Origin of the sequence: Sporosarcina sp. P26b, assembly GCF_002743245.1 — a bacterium.
Taxonomy (GTDB): domain Bacteria; phylum Bacillota; class Bacilli; order Bacillales_A; family Planococcaceae; genus Sporosarcina; species Sporosarcina ureae_C.
In genome coordinates this window covers 59,689-81,728 of the sequence record NZ_PDYW01000004.1, presented here as the reverse complement: position 1 = coordinate 81,728, position 22,040 = coordinate 59,689, and the positions used below count along the sequence as shown (strand labels likewise).

20 protein-coding genes are annotated in these 22,040 nt (G+C 40.2%); 12 read left to right on the top strand and 8 right to left on the bottom strand.

What is annotated here, in order from left to right:
- The first annotated feature begins 2 nt into the window (after positions 1–2).
- Positions 3–368: a response regulator transcription factor gene (locus CSV69_RS05940; RefSeq protein WP_085427417.1), complete on the top strand. Its 366-nt coding sequence runs from the start codon at positions 3–5 to the stop codon at positions 366–368.
- A 58-nt stretch (positions 369–426) separates the two neighbouring features.
- On the opposite strand, the gene CSV69_RS05935 is transcribed toward CSV69_RS05940, so the two are convergent.
- Positions 427–3,258, bottom strand: a complete 2,832-nt coding sequence (locus tag CSV69_RS05935) for an ATP-binding protein (RefSeq protein ID WP_085427416.1) — start codon at positions 3,256–3,258, stop codon at positions 427–429.
- A 151-nt stretch (positions 3,259–3,409) separates the two neighbouring features.
- The gene (locus CSV69_RS05930; protein ID WP_085427415.1) at positions 3,410–3,850 is read right to left on the bottom strand and encodes a YtoQ family protein; all 441 of its coding nucleotides are present in this window, start codon (positions 3,848–3,850) and stop codon (positions 3,410–3,412) included.
- 126 nt (positions 3,851–3,976) lie between these two features.
- Between CSV69_RS05930 and CSV69_RS05925 the strand changes: the two genes are divergently transcribed.
- Together CSV69_RS05925 and CSV69_RS05920 are read left to right on the top strand one after the other, a co-directional pair.
- A complete protein-coding gene (locus CSV69_RS05925; protein ID WP_099692950.1) occupies positions 3,977–4,171 on the top strand; it encodes a YwbE family protein in 195 nt (64 codons plus the stop codon).
- 199 nt (positions 4,172–4,370) lie between these two features.
- Positions 4,371–5,057: a gluconate 2-dehydrogenase subunit 3 family protein gene (locus CSV69_RS05920; protein ID WP_233192333.1), complete on the top strand. Its 687-nt coding sequence runs from the start codon at positions 4,371–4,373 to the stop codon at positions 5,055–5,057.
- Positions 5,058–5,220: 163 nt separating this feature from the next.
- Here the strand turns inward: CSV69_RS05920 and CSV69_RS05915 are convergent, their stop codons facing one another.
- Positions 5,221–5,544, bottom strand: a complete 324-nt coding sequence (locus tag CSV69_RS05915; protein ID WP_085427412.1) for a YbjQ family protein — start codon at positions 5,542–5,544, stop codon at positions 5,221–5,223.
- A gap of 232 nt (positions 5,545–5,776) precedes the next feature.
- Between CSV69_RS05915 and putP the strand changes: the two genes are divergently transcribed.
- A complete protein-coding gene (gene putP, locus CSV69_RS05910) occupies positions 5,777–7,252 on the top strand; it encodes a sodium/proline symporter PutP (protein WP_085427411.1) in 1,476 nt (491 codons plus the stop codon).
- 44 nt (positions 7,253–7,296) lie between these two features.
- Here putP and CSV69_RS05905 read toward each other — a convergent pair whose 3' ends face one another.
- Together CSV69_RS05905 and CSV69_RS05900 are read right to left on the bottom strand one after the other, a co-directional pair.
- On the bottom strand, positions 7,297–8,292 hold the full coding sequence (locus CSV69_RS05905; RefSeq protein ID WP_099692949.1) for an NADPH:quinone oxidoreductase family protein: 996 nt from the start codon (positions 8,290–8,292) through the stop codon (positions 7,297–7,299).
- A gap of 86 nt (positions 8,293–8,378) precedes the next feature.
- A complete protein-coding gene (locus CSV69_RS05900) occupies positions 8,379–10,607 on the bottom strand; it encodes an S-layer homology domain-containing protein (RefSeq protein ID WP_158232616.1) in 2,229 nt (742 codons plus the stop codon).
- Positions 10,608–10,753: 146 nt separating this feature from the next.
- Here CSV69_RS05900 and CSV69_RS05895 point away from each other — a divergent pair, with 146 nt between their 5' ends.
- Entirely contained in the window at positions 10,754–11,938 is a 1,185-nt protein-coding gene (locus tag CSV69_RS05895; RefSeq protein ID WP_085427408.1) for a MalY/PatB family protein, read from the top strand.
- Positions 11,939–11,991: 53 nt separating this feature from the next.
- Here CSV69_RS05895 and CSV69_RS05890 read toward each other — a convergent pair whose 3' ends face one another.
- From CSV69_RS05890 to CSV69_RS05880, 3 genes are all read right to left on the bottom strand, one after another.
- Positions 11,992–13,173 (bottom strand): class I SAM-dependent methyltransferase, encoded by a 1,182-nt coding sequence (locus CSV69_RS05890; RefSeq protein WP_099692948.1) that lies wholly within the window; start codon positions 13,171–13,173, stop codon positions 11,992–11,994.
- Positions 13,174–13,195: 22 nt separating this feature from the next.
- Complete coding sequence (nfsA, locus tag CSV69_RS05885) at positions 13,196–13,927, bottom strand: oxygen-insensitive NADPH nitroreductase (protein WP_099624819.1); 732 nt, start codon at positions 13,925–13,927, stop codon at positions 13,196–13,198.
- Between the two features lie 93 nt (positions 13,928–14,020).
- A complete protein-coding gene (locus CSV69_RS05880) occupies positions 14,021–14,488 on the bottom strand; it encodes a nucleoside deaminase (RefSeq protein ID WP_085427405.1) in 468 nt (155 codons plus the stop codon).
- A 186-nt stretch (positions 14,489–14,674) separates the two neighbouring features.
- Here CSV69_RS05880 and CSV69_RS05875 point away from each other — a divergent pair, with 186 nt between their 5' ends.
- The 7 genes from CSV69_RS05875 to CSV69_RS05845 all read left to right on the top strand — a co-directional run bounded on the left by CSV69_RS05875 (position 14,675) and on the right by CSV69_RS05845 (position 21,740).
- The gene (locus CSV69_RS05875; protein WP_158232615.1) at positions 14,675–15,376 is read left to right on the top strand and encodes a VOC family protein; all 702 of its coding nucleotides are present in this window, start codon (positions 14,675–14,677) and stop codon (positions 15,374–15,376) included.
- Between the two features lie 51 nt (positions 15,377–15,427).
- Positions 15,428–16,696 carry a GTPase HflX gene (gene hflX, locus CSV69_RS05870; RefSeq protein ID WP_099692947.1) on the top strand — a complete coding sequence of 423 codons (1,269 nt, stop codon included), beginning with the start codon at positions 15,428–15,430 and terminating at the stop codon, positions 16,694–16,696.
- Positions 16,697–16,999: 303 nt separating this feature from the next.
- Positions 17,000–17,863 carry a DUF6612 family protein gene (locus tag CSV69_RS05865; protein ID WP_099692946.1) on the top strand — a complete coding sequence of 288 codons (864 nt, stop codon included), beginning with the start codon at positions 17,000–17,002 and terminating at the stop codon, positions 17,861–17,863.
- A 230-nt stretch (positions 17,864–18,093) separates the two neighbouring features.
- Positions 18,094–19,044, top strand: a complete 951-nt coding sequence (locus CSV69_RS05860) for an ABC transporter permease (RefSeq protein ID WP_085427401.1) — start codon at positions 18,094–18,096, stop codon at positions 19,042–19,044.
- Positions 19,037–19,987 (top strand): iron chelate uptake ABC transporter family permease subunit, encoded by a 951-nt coding sequence (locus tag CSV69_RS05855; RefSeq protein ID WP_085427400.1) that lies wholly within the window; start codon positions 19,037–19,039, stop codon positions 19,985–19,987. Before CSV69_RS05860 ends, CSV69_RS05855 begins: the two co-directional genes overlap by 8 nt.
- Positions 19,984–20,745 (top strand): iron ABC transporter ATP-binding protein, encoded by a 762-nt coding sequence (locus CSV69_RS05850; protein WP_085427399.1) that lies wholly within the window; start codon positions 19,984–19,986, stop codon positions 20,743–20,745. Before CSV69_RS05855 ends, CSV69_RS05850 begins: the two co-directional genes overlap by 4 nt.
- A 32-nt stretch (positions 20,746–20,777) precedes the next feature.
- Positions 20,778–21,740 carry a siderophore ABC transporter substrate-binding protein gene (locus tag CSV69_RS05845; RefSeq protein WP_085427398.1) on the top strand — a complete coding sequence of 321 codons (963 nt, stop codon included), beginning with the start codon at positions 20,778–20,780 and terminating at the stop codon, positions 21,738–21,740.
- Positions 21,741–22,040: the final 300 nt, after the last annotated feature.

Here is a 22,040-nt window from a genome sequence, read left to right as displayed (position 1 = left end):
CTTTGACATATGTAGGAAAGAAAGTGTTAGTTGTAGATGATGAAGAAATTTTGCGTATGCTGCTCACGGATACTTTAGAATTTGAAGGATTTCAAGTAGAAGAAGCAGAAGACGGGGAAGAAGCCTTTGAAAAGATTCAAAGCAATCAGTATGATGTCATTCTTTTGGATTATATGATGCCGCGTATGACAGGTTTGGAACTATTGGAGCGTCTACAACCGCTGAAACTGGAAACCCCTGTTATTATGCTTACTGCGAAAGCACAACAAGCAGATCAGGATGCCGCTTTAGCGAAAGGGGCCACTTACTTCATGCCTAAACCGTTTAGCCCGAATGAACTGATTGAATTGGTTAAATCACTATTTTAATTTCACTACATATCTATACAAAAAAGAACGTCCTTCCAAACTGGAAAGGACGTTCTTTTTAGTTGTTCTCAGGGTATAAAATTCTTCCGTCTGGTTGATCTATAGTTTGTATGATAATAGTGGACAACTCACTAAGTGGGTAAGGCTTCGTCAAATATTCGCTGACATGAAATTTCTCCATCAGTAATGGTTCTTTTTCCATAGAAGAGGAAATGACAATAGGTATCGATTGAGTTCTAGCGTATGCTTTCATTTGTTTAATTAACTCCCAGCCGTTTTCACCTTTATCTAACATTAAATCAACGACGACTGCCACGGGCTGCATTTTTTCAATACATACAAATGCTTTGCTTACTTTGGAATGATGAATTACTGAAAATCCATTACTTGCTAACTCTTCTCCTAGCAATAATGAGATATTTACATCATCCTCCACAATTACGACCAAAGGTTTATCAGTGTCAATCTGTTCTTTAGGCAATAGCTGTTTTAAAGGAAGTGAGAAGAAAATAGTCGTTCCTACATTTTCCTCGGAGTCTACCCAAATTTGTCCATTATGGTCTTGTACGATCTCCTTACAAATAGATAGTCCAAGCCCTGTGCCGCCTATTTTTCTACTGTAGCTATTATCAAATCTATAGAATTTCTCAAATAGATGCTCGGTATTATCTGAAGGAATTCCAATACCTTCATCTGATATGGAAACTACCACTGTATCCTGTTGATTTAAAAGAGTGATATTTACTTTTCCGCCATCAGGGGAAAATTTAATAGCATTGCCGATTAAATTCATGAATACTTGAAGAATTCGATCATAATCAGCTCGCACTATAGAAGAGTAGGTTAAATCCTGCACGTTTATAGTATGAATTGGTGATTGAATGAGTAAATTAGCCACAGCTTTTTCAGCTACTTCCATGACGGATAAATCTTCGAGAGTATAGGATTGACGACCTGATTCCATTCGCTGAATATCTAAAAAGTCATTGATAAGTGAAGTCAGTCTATTTGCTTCGCTGTGTATCGTTTCAAGATAACGTTTTTTGCGTGTGTCATCCATGTCCTTATTTAGCAAAAGCTCAGAGAATCCAAGAATACTGGATAATGGCGTTCGTAATTCGTGACTGACAGTCGACACTAGTTCGGTCTTCATTTGATTGACTTCATGTTCATGTGTTATATCACGGTGTACAAAGATAGTTCCGACCTTTTCTTCTTGAATAATAATTGGGACACTATATACTTCCATGACACATGATCTTTCAGATGGTAATGAGAGTATATATTTGTTAGTAATAGATTCAGTCGATTCGGGTTTGAGTGCATTTTCAAGAAATGCTTTGTATTCAATAGGATTATTGATACGATCCAAGAAATACTCTGTCCATTTTTCACGTGACCACTGTCCATGTTCTGTTTCAGGTTCCATGCCAAGTAACTGAAATAAGGCCGCATTGTACTTATCATTTTCACTTGTATTTGAAACGAAACGAATACCTTCATTTATATTATCCAATATACTTTGATTCAATTGACGTTCATGACTTATGAGCTCGTATTGCTCAATCCGGTCTACTCCAATTGCTATTCGTTTTAGCAAACCGTATAAATCGTCTTGATCATCCTCGGTAAATGGCTTACCGATGCGCGAAATGATGGAGACTACGCTGAGTTCGTTTGAGGTGTTGTAAATGCCTGTCACGAAATCATAGACAAATGTAGTGTTGTCAGCAATACCTTTTTCATAATCTGCTTCTCGTTTGATAATGAAATAGGGCTCTGTTTCAAGACGGACTTTCATATATTCGAGACGTTCTCGTTTAATTTCATTGAAAAGATTTTCTGAAACACCCTTTAGCGCATGAATGTCGCTTTTAGGAAACCATAGAAAACTTAAGTCGGATTGATAGATTTGATTTAGGTAGTTGGAAGTTTGATCGCACACTTCTTGCTTATCTAACGAGAATGACAAAAGATGACTCAAGCCATTGTAACGTTCTAAACGTAAACGAGAAAATCTAGCTTCTGATAAGGCGAATTCCATCTTTGTTTGACGATGAAACAATTCATCCTGTTGTGTGATTAACTCCTCATTTTGAGAAAGTAGTTCTTGTTCATTCATTTGAATGCGCTGCATCATTTTATGAATGGATTGGGAAAGTGCGCCGATTTCATTATCTGCTTGTATAGGCTGGAACAGGACTGTACCCTCTGTTTCATACTGATCTGCTGCGCGTGTGATCTCTTCAACAGGCTTTACTACACGGTTGATAACGTTCCACACCATGTAGATGGGAATGAGTAAGAAGATAAAGCCGAGTATTGTGATAAGTAAAAAGAATACTTTAGATTGTTGTTTTATTCGATCATATGATCCTGTAAGCTTTTCTTTTGATGAGTCTTCGTATTTATTGGCATATGTAATAAAATTATTAACGGAAAGATTTGCCCCACTCTTTGCCAATTCACGCAAGCCTTCATAATCGTCTCCTTCAACGAAATGAATAGCGGTTGGAAGTGTTACGTTTTCGTATTCCATCAAAAAATTGTCAATTTCACTAATGATTTTCTGTTCTTCTGCATTTAGGCGAAGCGATTTGAATTCACGGGAATAGGAGTGAATATCTTCAATTGCTTTGTAAGCAAAGTTTAGTTCTTCTTCTATTTGAAATGCATAGTAGCCCCGGATTCGGAAAAAGAGATCTTGGACTGAGTCTGATATATTTTCCACCAATTGTGTCTTTTTGTATGAGTCTTGCTGTTCGTCTTCCAAGTCATCCCAAGAGCTACTAGCATAAAAATACATGCTAGTCATTCCTATGATGGCAGTGACTATTGAAATAATAAATACTTTTATATAGTGTTGACGAATACCTTTTTTTTGCGCCATCCGATTACCCCTTCCTACCTACACACATACTCCTATTCTATCATTTTTTTCCACTACATGCTGATAGAACTTTCAGTTTAGGACAAGAAGTTTCAAATGAAAAACAGAGAACAAGCGCTAAAATTTGATAGGCTTGTCCTCTGTATATAATTTATTCGAAAATATATTTCAGTGCTAAGACTGCCTGGTCTACCGACTCCACTGTAACATGTGCTTTGCGGGATAGTTCTTTTAATGGGTGATGATGCTTTTCTTGGCGGATTAAAATGAGTGGTTTCCCAAAAGTTACTGCTGCACTTGCGTCCATAGCGGTGTTCCACTGCTTATACTGTTCGCCAAATAGCGCGATGACAACATCCGATTTCTTTAGTAAAATTTCAGTCCGTAAGTTATTAAGGCTAGAAGCAGCGACGTCTTTGAAGATTTTATCGGGCTGTTCTCCTAGAATCTCTTCTCCGATGTTGTCCGAACGGTCATGGTCTTCCATAGGTCCGACAAAGTCGACAGGTAATTGAAGATCTTTTGCTTGTTGTTTGACTTCTTCTCGCCAAGATGTATGAATCTCCCCAGCTAGGTATACTGTTAATCGCATAAAAACCCCTCCTAGTTTGATAGTCTTTATTGTATCATGCATTACATCTTCATTCATCCGAAGTACTTGAAGAAGGGAAGGTCATTCATATGGTACACTTAAATAAAAAAGAGGAGCGATTAGTATATGAATGGACAGAATCGATCAGATATTAAACCAGGTTTACGCGTTGCGGTTATTTTGAAGAAGGATCAACGTAGTGGGGTAAAAACAGAAGGCATTGTTAAAGATTTACTGACAAACTCAAGTTTCCATCCCCACGGTATTAAAGTGCGGCTTGAAGATGGGCAAGTTGGGCGTGTAGCAGAGATATTGGGTTAATAAGTTCGTGCAGAATATAAAAGCATTATCGAACACACAGCAACCATGCTATGTGTTTTTTTATTTTCTATTCTATTTACCGGTTGACGTTCATACAATGGAGTATGGACAAACAATAATGCTCATTGTCTAAGAAAAAATCGGAGGAGGATGAATTATCGAAACACGAAAGAAATCAAGTGTAACTAAACGCGGCTTTTTGAAAACTACTGGGATTGCTACAGGGGCTTTGCTAGGTGGAGGTCTGATTGGCGGACTAGTTGGATATAAAAGCAAGAAATCCATGAATGTTGTAAAAGAGGACAAGTCTAAAAATGTGGAATCAGAAGTGAATACTCGCAGTAGAGTGTTTTTTACTAATCCAGAGGAGTTCGAAACATTAACCGCAGCTGTTGAACGAATCTTTTCTAAAGACGAAATCGGTTCTGGCGCGCTTGGATTAGGTGTACCATTCTTCATTGATAATCAATTAGCCGGTCCCTATGGCAGTAATACAGAAGAGCATATGCAAGGGGCTTTCTATCCTGGTGAACCGAAGGCAGGCTATCAGACCGATCTAACATGTGCGGAAATATTTAGACAGGGGATTGCGAAATTAGAGGAAGAAGCTAGTAGTTTATTCGGCAAACGTTTCGTTGAATTGGAAGAGGTACAAATGGATCGAATTTTGGCTTCTTTCCAAAACAATAAGGTAAGTATGGAAGGTGTAGACTCAGCTTTATTCTTCCGCTTATTGCGTTCTGCTACATTGCAAGGCGTCTATTCGAATCCGATCTATAATGGAAATCACACTATTGAAGATTGGAAGATGAACGGTTTTCCAGGACACCAAATGTCATTCCTCAATGAAATTGAAAATGAAAAAGCAATCGAAATGGAACCTTAAGCGATTGATAGCATAGTATTACAGACTTTACGATGATAGAGTAACAATCCTTTGTAAGTCATCTGACAGAATCTACAAAAATGGCAAAAAATAAAAAGTGATAATTAGTCTCCATGTAGACAAGAAAACCTCATCTTATAAAAAGATGAGGTTTTCTGCTGTTTTATTCTCCGTCCCGATACGTAACAGCTGTACCGGTTGCAATGCACATCATCATACCTTCACGAACCATCTCGAAATCCAAGTCTACCCCAATTACTGCGTTTGCTCCCATAGCACTCGCTTTCTGTGACATTTCGTCGATTGCCGTTTGACGTGCTTCTGTTAGCTTACTTTCATATGCAGCACTGCGGCCACCCACAATATCGGTGACAGACGCAAAAATATCCCGAACGATATTGGCTCCCATAATGGTTTCACCGGATACAATTCCATGATAAGTCTCAATCGTTTTGCCCTGTAGAACATTCGTTGTCGTGTGTAACATCCAATCTCCCCCTTCAATTTGTATATATACGTTATGATGTGAAAATAGGTTTCAATATAACTGCATAGTATGCAAAATCGTCACTAGAATTTCCTATGTCAAAGGGTGTGATTTCCCGGGAAATACTGTCGAGAAAAGTAGTTCTATTCTACGAATCACTAAATAAAGGTGCAAACTGCACTATTCATAAGGTAATATAGGTATATTGATTGAAAGGGGGGGAGTTGATTAGATGACTGAGCAAATGTATCAACTTATTTCTATTATTGTCTACATGGTAGCTATGCTGCTAATCGGTTGGTATGCATTCAAGCGAACCTCGAATCTAACTGATTATATGCTAGGCGGGCGTTCTCTTGGACCAGCAGTCACCGCGTTAAGTGCAGGTGCTTCTGATATGTCGGGTTGGCTATTGATGGGCTTGCCTGGTGCTATCTATTTAAGTGGACTCGGTGAAGCATGGATCGCAATAGGCTTGACAGTGGGTGCTTATCTGAACTGGTTATTTGTTGCACCGCGTTTGCGTGCTTATACCCAAATATCGAATAACTCCATCACCATCCCGAGTTTTTTGGATAACAGATTGAAAGATACATCTCGTTTATTGAGAGTGGCTTCAGGAATAATTATTTTGGTATTCTTCACATTCTACGTATCTTCCGGAATGGTCGCGGGAGGGAAGTTCTTCCAGAGCTCGTTTGGATTGGACTACCATACAGGTCTTATCATTGTATCGGTCGTAGTTCTGGCTTATACATTGTTCGGCGGATTTTTAGCAGTTAGCTATACAGATTTTGTACAAGGTCTAATTATGTTTTTGGCACTGATTTTAGTACCAACGTTCGGAATCTTTGTTACAGGTGGTTTCTCTGAAACAGCAGCAAGTATACGTGAAGTCGACCCGGCGTTGTTTAACATTGTGTCAGGCGTCAGTGTTGTCACAATAATATCCTCAGTAGCATGGGGTCTTGGTTATTTTGGACAGCCACATATCATCGTACGTTTCATGGCGATCACTTCAGTGAAAGAGACAAAGAGTGCGAGAAGAATCGGTATTGGCTGGATGTTGCTGAGTTTGATCGGTGCGATCGCTACTGCGCTCATTGGTATAGCATACTTCCAGCAAAATAGTGTGGAATTGGCAGATCCTGAAACAGTCTTTATTGTTCTGGGGCAGATCATATTCCATCCGCTCATCGCAGGTATCATGCTGGCGGCTGTATTGGCGGCTATTATGAGTACGATCTCTTCACAGTTGATTGTGACATCATCGGCTTTGATTGAAGACTTGTATAAAGCGGTGATAAAAACTGACGCTTCTGAGAGTCGCTATGTGTTTTTAGGGCGTATGGCAGTACTAGTGGTGGCGATTATTGCAATGGTTCTTGCTTGGCCTAATAAAGAATCTGTTTTAAAACTTGTTTCGTTTGCATGGGCAGGTTTTGGAGGAGCGTTTGGCCCGATTATTCTCTTATCATTATACTGGAGAAAGCTCACGGCTAAAGGAGCATTATACGGTATGATTATTGGTGCTATAACGGTAGGGATTTGGGGAAGTATAGATTTCCTTCACGATGCATTGTATGAAATTGTTCCTGGATTTGCATTGTGTCTACTTGTTGCGGTTCTCGTAAGTAAAGTAACGTATAAACATGATCCGGTTATTCAAAAAGAATACGATGACACGTTGGAGTTACTAGAAGAATAATACATAAAAGCCATCCTCGCTTTGCGAGGATGGCTTTTATAGTATTAAGCTAGTTTCACAATGGTTCTGCCACGTGCTTGACCTTTCAATAATGTCGGAAGGGCATCGGAAAGTTCATGTAAAGAGATTTCCTGTTGAACGAGTTGCTCTAAATTAGAAAGCTTCAAGTCATTTGCAAGTCGGTCCCAAACTTTTTTGCGAGTTTCCATCGGGCAATAGACCGAATCAATACCGAGCAAATTCACTCCACGTAAGATAAATGGGAAGACGGCCGTCGGAATTTTTGTTCCAGCGGTTAATCCGCTCACTGCCACCGATCCACCATAATCGATTTGACTTAACAAAGAAGCGAGTGGTTCTCCGCCAACCGGATCTACGGCTGCTGCCCACTTTTGTTTACCAAGAGCTCGGATCTTTCCGTCATACACCTCTTCGCGGGAAACAATCGAAGTTGCCCCAATAGACTTCAAATAAGCATGTTCCTCATTTTTACCTGTACTTGCTTCGACTTCATAACCGAGCTTCGATAAAAATGAAATCGCAAAACTTCCAACACCGCCTGTTGCTCCAGTTACTAGCACCTTACCTTTTTCAGAAGATAAATGATTTTCCTCTAAACGTTGAACGGACAATGCAGCCGTGAAGCCAGCTGTTCCAATAATCATAGCTTCTTTTAATGAAAGACCTTCCGGAAGTGGAACTACCCACTCTGATTTCACGCTAGCATATTCACTGTATCCACCAAAGTGCGAAACGCCAATTTCATAACTAGTTGCGATGACTTCATCACCCGGTTTAAATCGATCATCTGTTGAAGATTCCACTACCCCAGCTAAGTCGATACCGGGTATCATTGGGTAGCTCTGTACGATATTTCCATTTGGAATCGATGCTAAACTGTCTTTGTAGTTGATGCCTGAATAGTGGACGCGAATCAATACGTCACCTTCAGGCAGATCGTTTAATGTGAGCTGTTTAACCTGTACTGAAAAATCTTCTTCGTGCTTGTCTACTACAAGAGCGTTAAATAATTGTGTCATGTGAATCTCCTTCCTAAGTTGAACTTTACTGTACTTGTAGTGTAACGCAGTAAGTCCATTCGTTCAAAGTGTAGGATTTACTGCATTTATAACGCGTCCGTCACTTCGTCACCTTCAGGAAGGTATTCGTATAAACCAATTTTCTTCAAGCCTTTTTTTATCTTTGTCGTGTAGCCAAGTTTTTCATTCGATAGGAAGGTAGCCTTAGAAATGATTAGTTGCTTCAATGTTGGCAATTGACTAGGATCAATTCGCTGCCACAGTTGATACGATTCAATCAAGTCTTCCAATGTCAGATGTTTATAATCATCACCTTCAAATTTGGATTCAGGGGAAATCTTGTACCAGATGTCACCATTATCTCGAATCCATTTATCCTTTTGATAAGTAATTGCACGCTGTATATTACGCGCGGTTTGAAGATATCGCCAATCACCGAACTCTTGATAGGACATGAGCAAGATATTCATTCCGCCTAGAGCATGGTTCATGGATGTGTGTGTCGTGACTTTCTGATTAATCGGGAAGTAGTCCGCAATGTAAAACGCATCGCTAGCTACACGATTAATATTTCCTTTTTGTTGTTGAGAAACAAGTAGGTCCGCATAATCACGCAACGGTTCATTCGCAGAAGGAATTCCAAACTCCCCGCCAATTTTATAATAGAATAACGCGATTTGTTCATTGAAACGTGTATCGATGAACGGTGCGTGAATATCATATAAGTTTTTCAAATACGTACTTGTTACTTCTGTTTCCCAATAATCTTTATCTTGTTTAAAATTCTTCAAGTTGACGAAAGCGTTATAGACCAGATTTTCGAAGTACCGTCCTTTATTTTCATGGTAAAGGGTCAGTGCGCGATCTTCTTTCAGCATTAATAATGTACGACCGTAGTTTTGCCCCGTAATAGGCATAGGTTCTGTAGAGTCCGCTAGCTTATTATACGATCCATCTGCCGTGTACCACTTATTACGCTTCTTGTGGTTTTGGCTAGTTTCTCTCATCCACTTGAATATGTCTTCTTTTGAATTGAACAATTGTTCATCGGAGTCTACATACCAATGATCAGCAATTTCCCCTGTATTCGCTTGAAGTGTATAAGAAGATAGCAGTGTTTTACCCGCCAATGCATAGGAAAAGTTTTCCCGCTCGTCCAGAAGTTCGCGTGAGACACTTTGTTCGCCATTATCATAGCGAAGAGATAGTTGTTTGGATTGATACGCTTGCCCAATCATTCGTTCTTCTACCGTGCCGTCTGTCTTAATGAAGCGTAACACGCCTGTTGGATACGTTGTCATATCTGCATCAGCTAAATCCGTGTTTTCCCGCATGAGTGGATAGCGATCGTAGCGGAATAAATCAAAACGTGCGATATTTTGTTCTTTTTGAAGTACTTCTACCGTAATAGATGTTTCAGTAGGATTGGTTAGTTCCGAAAATACAAACACATCTTTATTAGGCAAATCACGGACTGTTAATTTTATTTCTGCACCTTCATTTCCAACAGCGTACGTATATGTGCTGTCACGCGAGAAACCATAGTTAGTTTGCGTAAAGTCTTTATATTCAAATGCCTCCTCAGAGCGCAAATAAAGAGGGTGCGTACTGAACGGTACATTTCCTAAATAGGTCTCGGGTACACTGGTAATATAGGTATCGGATTCTACCGGAGCAGAAAGTGTGTAGTGCTTTGATTGCTTAATGCGGTTGGTTTTCACTAGGATCCCGTGCAATGCTTTTGAAAAATACGCTCTCGAAACAATCGAGTCACCGTAATGAAGAAATTCCTCTATTTGAGGAAACGTGTATACAGGAATGTTCTGCAAAGTAGCTCTATCTGAACTAGATGGCCAACTAGTAGATAACACTTTCCCAATGTCTTTCTCCAGCTTAAAAGCAGTATTGAATGCTTCCCATAGCTCGGTCTTCGTCACGGGTTCATCAAATCCGAAATAGCCTGGACTACTAGGTTGAATCCATCCATTCTTTACAGCAGTTAATGCAAAGCGTCCTTTATCGGAACCCCACGTAATGTCTGAAAAACCATAAGATTTGTCTAGTAGTTCTGAACCGAATATTTTGGATAACGAAACAGCGACCTGTCCTTTAGTTAGGGGAGTTTCGGGATGGAATTGCATGTCGAAATTCCCGGTGATCACTTTCATTTCATCTAGTTGCATAATCTCATTTTTCGCCCAATGGTGGTTGGGAACATCTATATATTTTACATCTGTCGTTTGTGCACTGACAGACTGAATGGAAAAAAAGAGTAGTAGTGCTGTTAAAACAAGTGCGGTATTCCATTTTCTCACCTTCATTACCTCCAGCTGCATTTCAGTTCGATAATATAGTATACCCCAAATAAAATCTTAACAACAACGTGGGAAGCAAATGATTACATATGATACAATCTGAATAGAATGACTGCTTGAAAATTGAAAACAGCGGAGGTTTCTACATGAATAAAGAAGAATTTTTACAACGCTATGCAATTGATCGAAAAGGTACGAACTCCTTGAAATGGGACAAGCTTGAGGAACGTTTCGGTGATGCGGATTTACTTGCAGCATGGGTAGCGGATATGGAATTTAAAGCACCAGAGCAAGTGATAGATGCGATGAAAGAAAAAGTCGACTTTGGAGTATTTGGCTATACATATGCGCCGGATTCTTATTATGACGCATTCATTAAGTGGGAGCGTGATCAGCACGGATATGAAGTGAAACAGGAATGGATGCGCTTCTCTACAGGTGTCGTTACTGCGTTATACTGGTTCGTCAATGCATTTACAAAACCTGAAGATGCCGTGATCATCCTGTCGCCAGTCTATTACCCGTTTGCGAACGCAGTGAAAGATACTGGCCGTACTCTGATCAGTAGCGAACTCGTCAACTCGAATGGTGTCTATACGATCGATTTTGAAGACTTTGAAAAGCAAATAGTAGATCGTGACGTGAAGTTGTTCATTCATTGTACACCGCATAATCCTGTTGGCCGTGTATGGACGGCTGAGGAAGCTGAAAAACTGTTGTCTATTTGTGATAAGCATGACGTGCTAGTTGTATCGGATGAAATCCATCATGATATGACGTTTGACGATCATAAACACATACCATCTGCCATTGTCGCAGACGGTAAATTCGCTGACCGTGTCATAACTGTTACGGCCGCGTCGAAAACATTCAACTTGGCAGGTTTGTTGACATCACAGATTATTATTGAAAACGAAGTGTTATTGAAGCAATTCGATACGTTCGTGAAATCGGTAAATCAGACTGAGGTAAATATGCTTGGCATGACCGCTGCAGAGGCAGCATATAATCATGGCGCAGACTGGCTAGAAGGTTTGCGCGAAGTTGTTCAAGCAAATGCACGCTATGCAGTGGAACAATTTACTGCACATGCACCTAAATTAGTAATTACTCCACTTGAAGGAACGTACTTACTATGGATTGATTTACGCGCATATATCGAGCCAAATGGTGTGAAAGAATTCGTCCAAGATACATGTAGATTGGCTATCGATTACGGAGAGTGGTTCGGAGAAAACTCCAAAGGATTTATCCGTTTGAATCTTGGTACAGAACCGCACTATATTGAAAAGGCAGTCGACAGTATTATCGAGCATTTACCACAGCTATAAGGATATAAAAAGGATCACTACATCGTCAGAGACGTTGTGGCGATCCTTTTTTCTTAGACTTCTGAAGGCAGAAATCCGAGAAGTGGTTTTAATTCATTCTCAAGAAATGGCTTTGCTTGCAGCATATTTCTAAACGCCGTATAGCGTGTGACTTGCTCAGTACTCGGTTGCTTGTCGTTTCGATAGGCTCGAATCAATATGTTCTTTGGTGTATGTTCCATATCGATGAATTCAACAAGCTGTGCTTCGTAACCGACTAAAGTTAACAGTTCGGCACGAATCGAATCAGTTGCAAGTGCAGTAAAACGTTCCTTTACTAGACCATGCTGCAGCATGACATCCAGTGCAGGAGCTTGAACTTGTGAAAATAGCTCATGCTGACAACAAGGAACGGATAGAATAACCGAAGCTCCCCAGTTAACGGCTTTTGCTAATGCCATATCAGTTGCTACATCACATGCGTGGAGCGTTACGACCATGTCGACTGCCGTATCCCCATCATATTCATTGATATCGCCTACTAAGAATTCGAGCTGATCATAATGCAGATCACGGGCAATTTCCTGACACTCTTCAATAACTTCTTTTTTTAAGTCCAATCCCGTGACCCGAATGTCGAGTCCTTTTTCGATTCGCAAGTAGTGATACAATGCGAACGTCAAATAAGATTTACCTGATCCGAAGTCTAAGATACGAATAGGGCGGTCCTTTGGTAAATGCGATAGAGTGTCATCGATCAATTCGACGAAGCGGTTAATCTGACGAAACTTATCGTGTTTTTGATTTTTGACTTTACCTTCTGGCGTTTGGACACCAAGACGGATAAGGAATGGGTATGGTGTACCTTCATGTAAAGCATAATTCTTTGTCCGATTATGTGCATAGTCAACGGTCTTCTCCGTGTTTAGGAAAATGCGTTTGATGGATACTTTCATTTTTTTAGAAATCTGAATCTGCATCGTTTCATCGGATAAATCAATATGAAACTGTTTGAAGTTTTCCAACGCATCATGAAGCGGCTTTGCCACATCTTCAAGTGCTATATTTTCGTGTTTTAGAACACGTTCATGCTGATATTCAAATTGAATATAAAATGCACCTTTTAATTCAAGTGGTTTTAACTTAATTCTCTTTACATCATTGGATTTCATTCGTGGTCGACTAATGGTCGCGCGGATGAATGTTCCATCTGTCATGCGTCGCTGGAGTAGTTCCAGCACGTCATCTACTGACATTGTTTGACACTCCTGTCTGTGTTCAGTTCAATAGGAATCCTTGCTTTTGCAAGAATGCTTGAAGTTCGGCTCTTCTCGGTGCTTCAAGGAAGTCTGCCATTTCCTTTGTCCATGTAGTTTCACGTTGATTGGAGTCGCGGGTAGCGTAGTATTCTTTCATGATTTCATCATATGCTGGTAATAGATCATTGTATTTTTCTTCGTTATACGTATTTTCATGTAAGACTGCTTCTACAGGTAACCGTGGTTTGACACCATTGGATTCATTTGGAACACCAATCGACAAGCCAAATAACGGTACAACACCTTTAGGTAGTTCCAGTACTTCCGAAATTTCTTCCATAGCATTCCGTACGCCGCCGATATAGCAAATACCATACCCTTTTGATTCAGCTGCGATGACGACATTTTGCGAGAATAGACCTACATCAATTGCGCCTACCAATACATTCTCTGCTACGGTATAGTCAATTTCCTGACCGTGTAAACGTGCAGCGTGAGATAATCGGTTGTAGTCCATACAAAAGACCAATACGGCTCCTGCTGTATAGAATTGGCGGCGGTTCTTAGAAAGCTCCGCTAGTTGTCCACGTTTTTCAGTGTCCGTTACATACATGACGGTACAAGCTTGCACAAAGTGAGAACTTGCCGCGTGCTGACCTGCCTTAATTAATTCCATTACTGTTTCTCTTGAGATCGGTTCATCTTTGTAACGTCGAACTGATGAGTGAGACTTTAATAAATCGATTACCATACAATCCCTCCGCATTCGTTTTTATCAGGTCAAAACTTCCTGAAACTATTCTTTTATCCTACACCATTCTGACCTTTCAGGAAACAGAGAAGATTATCTGGACTGCTGTTGATCCCATACTAAGAAAGGTTTTGTTGCATCTGTTATTTTATTCTGAATGAATGGGACAGAACGTTTTTCTGGAGATAGTTGCTGATCCGGAAAGAATTCTATCAGAGGATCTGCAAAACCTATTGCTTGATGCGCCTCTTCTTTACTGCATGCATAAAATATTTGTCCGACAGTAGCCCAATATGACGCACCAAGGCACATCGGACAAGGCTCACCGCTTGCATATAATACACAATCTGACAAATCGTGCGTTTGTAAGTGTGCACACGCTTCTTGGATTGCCAGTAACTCAGCATGGGCTGTTGGGTCATTTACGGTTGACGGTGGATTCACACCTAAACCGATGATTTCTCCATCCTTCACTAGTATCGCAGCAAACGGACCGCCGCCATTCTGAACATTTACTACAGCCAATTCCACTGTATACGTTAGCCATTCTTGATGCTTCATTATGGTTACCTCCTGTCGAAGTAGTTGATTTCCCGAGAAATAGTGTCTGATTTTCTGCTTTCATCATACAAAATATTCGGAACGGAGACAAAGTATTCCATCGTGGGGGAAGTCGGGGAATGCCGTTTGGGAGGAAAGGTTTGTTAAGATAGAAGGAAATCATCTATCAAGGAGGGTATGTTCAGTATGAAACTTGATCACATTGTCTATTTCACTCGCGATCACGTTAAAAACGTAGTCAAAGAACAACGTGCAAAAGGCAATCAGGCAATAGTGGGCGGACAGCATGAGAACTGGGGAACCGCCAATGCATTATTGTATACCGATAATGTATATATTGAATGGCTTACAGTAGAAGATCTCGAAAAAGCGCAAGCCGCAGCCGCCGACCAACCACTTATTGCACAATACTTTTATGATCAGCAACAAGGGGACGGCTGGGCGACTGTATGCTTCTCAGTTGAAGATATGGAACAATGGAAGAAGGAACTAGATAACAAAGGTTTCACAACAACTAAGATTCTTCATGCTTCTCGAAAAACAGAGGAGGGAACAGTGCTTCGTTGGAAGATGCTCTTTATAGAACAAAGTGTATCAAATGAATTACCCTACCCATTTTTTATTGAATGGGAAGAATCAGAAGCACAACGACAGACCCGCCTTGAAAAAACGGGTGCACGTACAGCAACTCATACTCAACAGAGAATTTCAGAATGTGTTTTCCATGTAGAAGATCCATTACGCGAGACAGCGGAGTGGGCAGTGTTATTGTCAAAGAAAGTGGGAGATACACATGACATCCAAATCGGAGATGTTTTATTGCGCTTTGTAGAAAAACAAGACACAGTACAACGCTTGGCGGGGATTCATTGCACATTGAACGATTAGGCAACAGAACGAAGGGTAAACTATATGTAAAGACGTCGGAGGGATGCTAGCATGGATGTGTTAATTGAAAAAGCCGTAATTGTCGGCGTGCACGAACAAAAGGATTTGCATTTTGAATATGCAATGGAAGAGTTGAAGAACTTAGCTGAAGCAATAGATGTAGAAGTCGTAGGTGAAGTGTCACAAAATCTGGAACGAAAAAATCCATCCACTTATATTGGAAAAGGAAAGATTGATGAAATCCGGGACATTTATGAAGATGCGGAAGCAAATTTACTCATATTCAATGATGAATTATCTCCTTCTCAGTTGCGAAATCTTGAAAGGGAACTAGAATGTAAAATCATCGACCGTACGATGCTTATATTGGATATTTTTGCGAGACGCGCACGCAATCGAGAAGCACAAATGCAAGTCGAATTGGCACAACTACAATATACATTGCCCCGACTTGTTGGACTTCGTGCATCACTCAGCAGACAAGGTGGCGGTACGGGAGGCGGCTTGCAGAATAAAGGGGCCGGTGAAACAAAGCTTGAGCTCGATCGCCGGAAGATTGAAGATCAGATTGCTAAACTACGACGGGAACTTGAGCATGTAAGTGACCAACGTGAAACACAACGAAAACAACGAGTAAGAAGCGGCATACCTGTCGTATCTATCGTGGGCTATACAAATGCGGGGAAATCGACGTTGATGAATCGCTTATTGCAATATACGGATGTCGATGAATCCAAAGAGGTTAGTGAAAAGAATATGTTATTCGCAACGCTTGAAACCGCTGTTAGAAAGATCAAGCTCTCTGACAAAAAAGAATTCATTTTGACGGATACGGTAGGCTTCGTTTCCAAACTCCCGCACCATCTCGTCCAAGCATTCCGTTCGACGCTAGAAGAAGCTAAGAATGCAGATTTATTATTGCATGTCGTGGATGTTTCTGATGAAGAACATGGCCATATGATGGATGTAACCAATGAAACCTTAGAAGATATAGGCGTGAAGAGTATTCCTACCATCAATATATATAATAAATCGGACTTGGCTGAAATCTCCTATCCACGCATAAAAGATCAAAGTATTTGGATGTCTGCTGGCGAAAATAAAGGTATCACTGAATTGTTAACATTGATTCAGCAAAACTTATTCCGTCAATATGTCACATGTAAGCTAATGATTCCATATGATCGTGGCGAAATCATCGCACATCTTAATGAAAATGCCTCAATTAAAGATACTGCGTACGAAGAAGAAGGAACCGTTATCACAGTAGAGATGCCACAAAGTGAATGTGAACGACTGAAAGAATTTGTTCTGAAGTAAGTATAATTGAAGAAAGGCAAAAAAAGAGCTGCACGCGCAATGCGTGCAGCTAAAACCTTTTATCTTTATAAGAAGAGAAAGGGGGTGGGATGCTTCTAGTTTGCCCGATTGACGAGAATCTAAACCTCTTGACGAAAAATAAGATGAAATACTTAGAGCACTCGTTTATATGGACCAAGAATTTCACTTATCCATTTGGGAGAAAGGATACAAATCGGTAAATATTGGTCGAACTATGAACCCTTTTCTTTGGTCAACCGTACAACTACTTAAGAACAGTATATAAAAGGAGCGATGAATTCTATGAAAAAGTGGACAACGATTTTAACAGCAGGAACGCTAGCGTTTGTATTGAGTGCTTGTGGTCAAACAGCTGAGCCGAAAGAAGATCCAATGACAGGTGAAAAAGAAGAAGTAGTCGTAAAAAGTGAACTAACAGCCGGTGAAGTAATGGAAAAGGCAAATGCTGCTTCAGAAACTCAACATAGTCTGCATTCCGACATGGAAATTAAGCAGAAGATTCAAATGGGAGAAGGTACGCATGATGTTGACTCAACAATTAGTATGGACATGATCTTAGAACCGTTGGCTATGCATCAAACGGTCAATACGCAATTAGAGGGTGAAGAAGTGGCTGTAGAGCAGTTCATTACAGAAGACGGTTTCTTCATGAAAGACCCACAATCGGGGAGTTGGATGAAGTTCGAAGATGATATGTACGAACAAATAACGGGACAAATTGCGGGTGCGCAAGAATCACCAGTAGATTTCTCTATGTATCAGGAATATGCAGATGATTTTACATTCGAACAGACGAATGATGAATATGTACTAACATTGAAAGGCTCCGGTGAAAAATTCACGACGCTTATGAATGATATGATGAAACAAAACATGCCAGCGGGAGCAGATGAATCCTTATTAGAAGAATCAGATATGAAAGTGGAAAAAGTGGATATGAAAATCACACTCGATAAAAAGACATTCTTTACGAAAGACTTTGATATGGATATGATTATGGTTCTGGAACAGCAAGGGGAACAAGCTAAAATTACACAAAACATTAAAGGGACTATGACAAAAATCAATGAAATTGAAGAAATCAAAGTGCCTAAGGAAATACTTGAAAGTGCAGTAGATATGAGTGATATGATGAATCAGCAATAAAAAAACGTTTTCCGTATTACACGGAAAACGTTTTTTTACTGCTTAAAGCAATTTATGGAACAAAACATAGTATTGAAGTCTCATTGTTTGGGTTCTACAAAAAGTATTGATAATGATTTTCAGTTAGCGGTTGACATCATATGCTAAACGCGTTAATGTTGTTCATGAGCGAATGATAATCATTTTCATTTAAGTGATAAAAGCTCAAATATTCGATATCGAGGTTCTTCATGAAGAAACGTTACTTAATTATAGCGGTTATACTTCTATCATTCGTTTCGCTGTTTGTTGGCGCAAGCCGAATCACACCAGCGGACCTATTAGACTGGCGCTCAGAAGAAACAGAGATTTTCTTAATTAGTCGAGTTCCACGATTAGTCGCGATACTGCTTGCAGGTGCCGGAATGAGTATTGCCGGTTTAATCATGCAACAACTTAGCCGAAATAAATTCGTTTCCCCAACTACGGCAGGCACATTAGACGCGACCAAGCTTGGAATCTTAGTATCTATGTTGATATTTACTAACGCAACACTACTTGAAAAAATGGCGGTCTCATTCACATTTGCCTTACTTGGTACATTCTTGTTCATGCAAATCCTTGACCGTATTAAATTTAAAGATGCGATATTCATTCCGCTTGTTGGATTGATGTTCGGTAGCATCTTATCTTCCATTACCACATTCTTTGCATTTAAAGCTAACGTGATTCAGAACATGTCTGCTTGGCTTCAAGGAGACTTTTCCATGATCATGAAAGGCCGTTATGAGCTTTTATACATCAGTATTCCTGTGTTAATCATTACATATTTATATGCGAATCGATTTACAGTGGCGGGAATGGGAGAAGATTTTGCCAAGAACTTAGGACTAGCTTACAAGAGTATAGTCAATATTGGATTAGTCCTAGTCGCATTGATTACGACAACTGTAGTATTGACAGTGGGACTGATTCCTTTCTTAGGATTAATCATCCCGAACATCGTCTCCATCTTTAAAGGAGATCATCTACAAAAGACGTTGCCACATACCGCATTACTAGGCGCGGTTTTCCTTCTTATCTGTGACATTCTGGGCAGGGTTATTATATTCCCGTATGAGATCTCGATTAGTTTAATGGTCGGTGTCATCGGAAGCGCAATCTTCCTGTTCTTGTTGTTTAGGGGGAAAGCTTATGCGTAACAGAACGAAGTTACTAATTTTACTAGCATTTTCATTGGTGTTTTGTGGATTATATTTATTCCATGACTTGAACGGTAGTTATGACTATGCGCTTCCTAGAAGAGCCATTAAAGTAGTCGCGATGGTTTTGACAGGTGTCGCCGTGGCATATTCCACCGTCATTTTTCAGACGATTACGCATAACCGTATCCTGACACCGAGTATTATGGGATTGGATTCATTGTATATCCTGTTGCAAACCGTCCTAATATTCTTTTTCGGATCGACATCATTCGTACTGATTAATCAGCAATTCAACTTCATGCTATCGGTTGGAGCGATGGTATTGTTCGCTTTGCTGCTCTATCACTTTTTATTTGGCAGAGGAAACCGTCCAATCTACTTCTTGTTGTTGGTCGGTATTATAGTCGGTACATTCTTTGGAAGTATTTCTACATTCCTGCAAGTGATGATTGACCCGAATGAATTCTTGCGCGTGCAAGATAAGATGTTTGCGAGTTTTAACAATATTAATGGGGATCTCGTCTGGTGGGCATTTGCCATACTGGTCATCACGCTGATTATCGGTTGGCGCTATATCAATGAGCTTGATGTCTTATCATTGGGTCGCGATACAGCGATAAACCTCGGTGTGCCGTATCAGAAAGTCGTCAAACTGATGCTGATCCTGTCCGCCGTGTTAATTGCGGTATCCACGGCACTCGTAGGACCGATTACATTCTTCGGATTAATCGTCGCCAATTTGTCGTATCAATTCTTTAAAACATTTAAGCATTCAATCTTAATCATGGGTGCTGCGTTGATGAGTATCATTGCATTAGTCGGCGGTCAGTGGATCGTCGAACGCATCTTCTCTTTCTCGACCACACTGAGTGTGATCATTAACTTTGTCGGTGGCATGTACTTTATTTACTTATTATTAAAGGAGAGTCGATCCTCATGATTCAAGTTCGTGAGCTAACGAAATTTTATGGCAAAAAAGCAGTCGTCGAAAAGGTCAGTGTAAATATACATCGTGGAAAAATCACATCATTCATTGGACCAAACGGGGCTGGTAAATCTACTCTTCTTTCAATGGTAAGTCGATTAATGGATGCCGACACGGGCGAAGTATTGCTTGATAAACATAAAGTAAAAGAAATGAAATCCAATGACTTTGCTAAGCGCGTTGCGATATTAAAGCAATCCAACTTCATGAACGTTAAGTTGACAATCCGTGAACTCGTCGCATTCGGCCGTTTCCCGCACTGTAAGGGCCGTTTGCAAGATGAAGATGAGCGGATGGTTGATCAGGCGCTTGAATATATGGGCTTGATCGACATGCAAGAAGCTTATTTGGATGAATTATCCGGTGGACAGCGTCAACGAGCTTTCATTGCGATGACGATTGCACAAGATACGGATTATATTTTACTGGATGAGCCGCTAAATAACTTGGATATGAAACATTCTGTACAGATTATGAAAATCTTGCGTCAGCTTGTTGATGATTTAGGAAAAACAGTGGTTATCGTCTTGCATGACATTAACTTTGCGTCCGTCTATTCAGACCGTATCGTTGCATTAAAGAATGGTAAAGTCGTCAAGGACGGTTTAACCAACGATATTATTACATCAGAGTCATTGCGTGAGATCTATGATATGGAGATTCCGATTCAACAAATGAAGAATTGCCGTATTTGCGTCTACTTTAACTCGTAAAATCAAATTGAAAAGTGAGGACTATAATTCAGATGAAAAAACTTACACTCTCCCTATTTGCACTAATCTTAATGCTTGCACTAGCTGCTTGTGGCGGTGCAAAAGAAGAAGAAAAACCTGCAGACAACGCAACACCTGAAGATAAGCCAGCTGAAGAAAGTACGGAAGTAACAATTGAACATGAACTTGGCGAAACAACACTTGAGAAAAACCCTGAAAAAGTTGTAGTATTCGACTTTGGAACTTTGGATACATTAGATGAGCTTGGAGTAGAGGTAGCAGGTCTTCCACAATCAAACGTACCTGGTTACCTATCTAAGTATGAAGATGAAAAGTATGAAAACCTTGGTAGTTTGAAAGAGCCTGACTTTGAAGCAATCAATGAAATGAAGCCTGATGTAATTCTGATCTCTGCTCGTCAAGCAGATTTGTATGACCAGTTGTCTGAAATCGCACCAACTATCTACTTGGGCGTTGATACATCTAACTATATGGAATCTTTCAAAGAGAACATGGGTAAAATTGCTACAATCTTCGATAAAGAAGATGAAATGAATACTGAATTAGCAAATGTAGATGCAAGCATCGAAGAAATCAAAGCTAAAACTGAAGGAATCGACAGCAAAGCATTGATCGTCTTGGCAACTGAAGGAAAAGTAAGTGCATACGGTCCAAGCTCACGTTTCGGACTAGTTCACGACGTATTCGGTTTTGAACCGGCTGATGACAAAATTGAAGTTTCTACACATGGACAAAATATTACGTTTGAATATATCTTAGAAACAAACCCAGATATTCTTTTCGTGATCGACCGCGACGCAGCAATTGGTAACGGTGCAACAGCAAAAGATTCGGTTGAAAATGACCTAGTGAAGAAAACAAATGCATTCAAGAACGAAAAAATGGTTTATTTGAATGGTGAATACTGGTACCTATCTGGTGGCGGACTTCAATCAATCAAAGAAATGATCAAAGAAGTAGAAGCTGGACTATAAGAATGAAGGTAAACCCGGGAGACTTAGTCTTCCGGGTTTTTTCATTTTTGTGTTGGTAAATAGATGTAGCGTGCTCAATGAACTGGCTTGAACGCTCTATCGGACTCCGTGAGTGCTCTATTGGGATTCTCAAGCGCTCATAGCGACGCTGCGAGTGCTCTATCGGTCTTCGCAACCGCTCTATAGGCCCACATAAATGCTCATAGCCCCAATTTCAACCCCAATCCCAATCCCAATCCCATCCCACCAAGCAGCACCTCAAAAACACTAGTCAAATACATAGGCAAAGTGTTATAATGA

Coding starts and splice junctions, on each gene's coding strand:
- CSV69_RS05855 (WP_085427400.1), top strand. CDS start 19,037: ATGCGTAACAGAACGAAGTTACTAATTTTACTAGCATTTTCATTGGTG.
- CSV69_RS05850 (WP_085427399.1), top strand. CDS start 19,984: ATGATTCAAGTTCGTGAGCTAACGAAATTTTATGGCAAAAAAGCAGTC.
- nfsA (WP_099624819.1), bottom strand. CDS start 13,927: ATGGTAATCGATTTATTAAAGTCTCACTCATCAGTTCGACGTTACAAA.
- putP (WP_085427411.1), top strand. CDS start 5,777: ATGACTGAGCAAATGTATCAACTTATTTCTATTATTGTCTACATGGTA.
- CSV69_RS05890 (WP_099692948.1), bottom strand. CDS start 13,173: ATGTCAGTAGATGACGTGCTGGAACTACTCCAGCGACGCATGACAGAT.
- CSV69_RS05880 (WP_085427405.1), bottom strand. CDS start 14,488: ATGAAGCATCAAGAATGGCTAACGTATACAGTGGAATTGGCTGTAGTA.
- CSV69_RS05925 (WP_099692950.1), top strand. CDS start 3,977: ATGAATGGACAGAATCGATCAGATATTAAACCAGGTTTACGCGTTGCG.
- CSV69_RS05875 (WP_158232615.1), top strand. CDS start 14,675: ATGAAACTTGATCACATTGTCTATTTCACTCGCGATCACGTTAAAAAC.
- CSV69_RS05930 (WP_085427415.1), bottom strand. CDS start 3,850: ATGCGATTAACAGTATACCTAGCTGGGGAGATTCATACATCTTGGCGA.
- CSV69_RS05865 (WP_099692946.1), top strand. CDS start 17,000: ATGAAAAAGTGGACAACGATTTTAACAGCAGGAACGCTAGCGTTTGTA.
- CSV69_RS05935 (WP_085427416.1), bottom strand. CDS start 3,258: ATGGCGCAAAAAAAAGGTATTCGTCAACACTATATAAAAGTATTTATT.
- CSV69_RS05895 (WP_085427408.1), top strand. CDS start 10,754: ATGAATAAAGAAGAATTTTTACAACGCTATGCAATTGATCGAAAAGGT.
- CSV69_RS05845 (WP_085427398.1), top strand. CDS start 20,778: ATGAAAAAACTTACACTCTCCCTATTTGCACTAATCTTAATGCTTGCA.
- CSV69_RS05905 (WP_099692949.1), bottom strand. CDS start 8,292: ATGACACAATTATTTAACGCTCTTGTAGTAGACAAGCACGAAGAAGAT.
- CSV69_RS05860 (WP_085427401.1), top strand. CDS start 18,094: ATGAAGAAACGTTACTTAATTATAGCGGTTATACTTCTATCATTCGTT.
- CSV69_RS05915 (WP_085427412.1), bottom strand. CDS start 5,544: ATGTTACACACGACAACGAATGTTCTACAGGGCAAAACGATTGAGACT.
- hflX (WP_099692947.1), top strand. CDS start 15,428: ATGGATGTGTTAATTGAAAAAGCCGTAATTGTCGGCGTGCACGAACAA.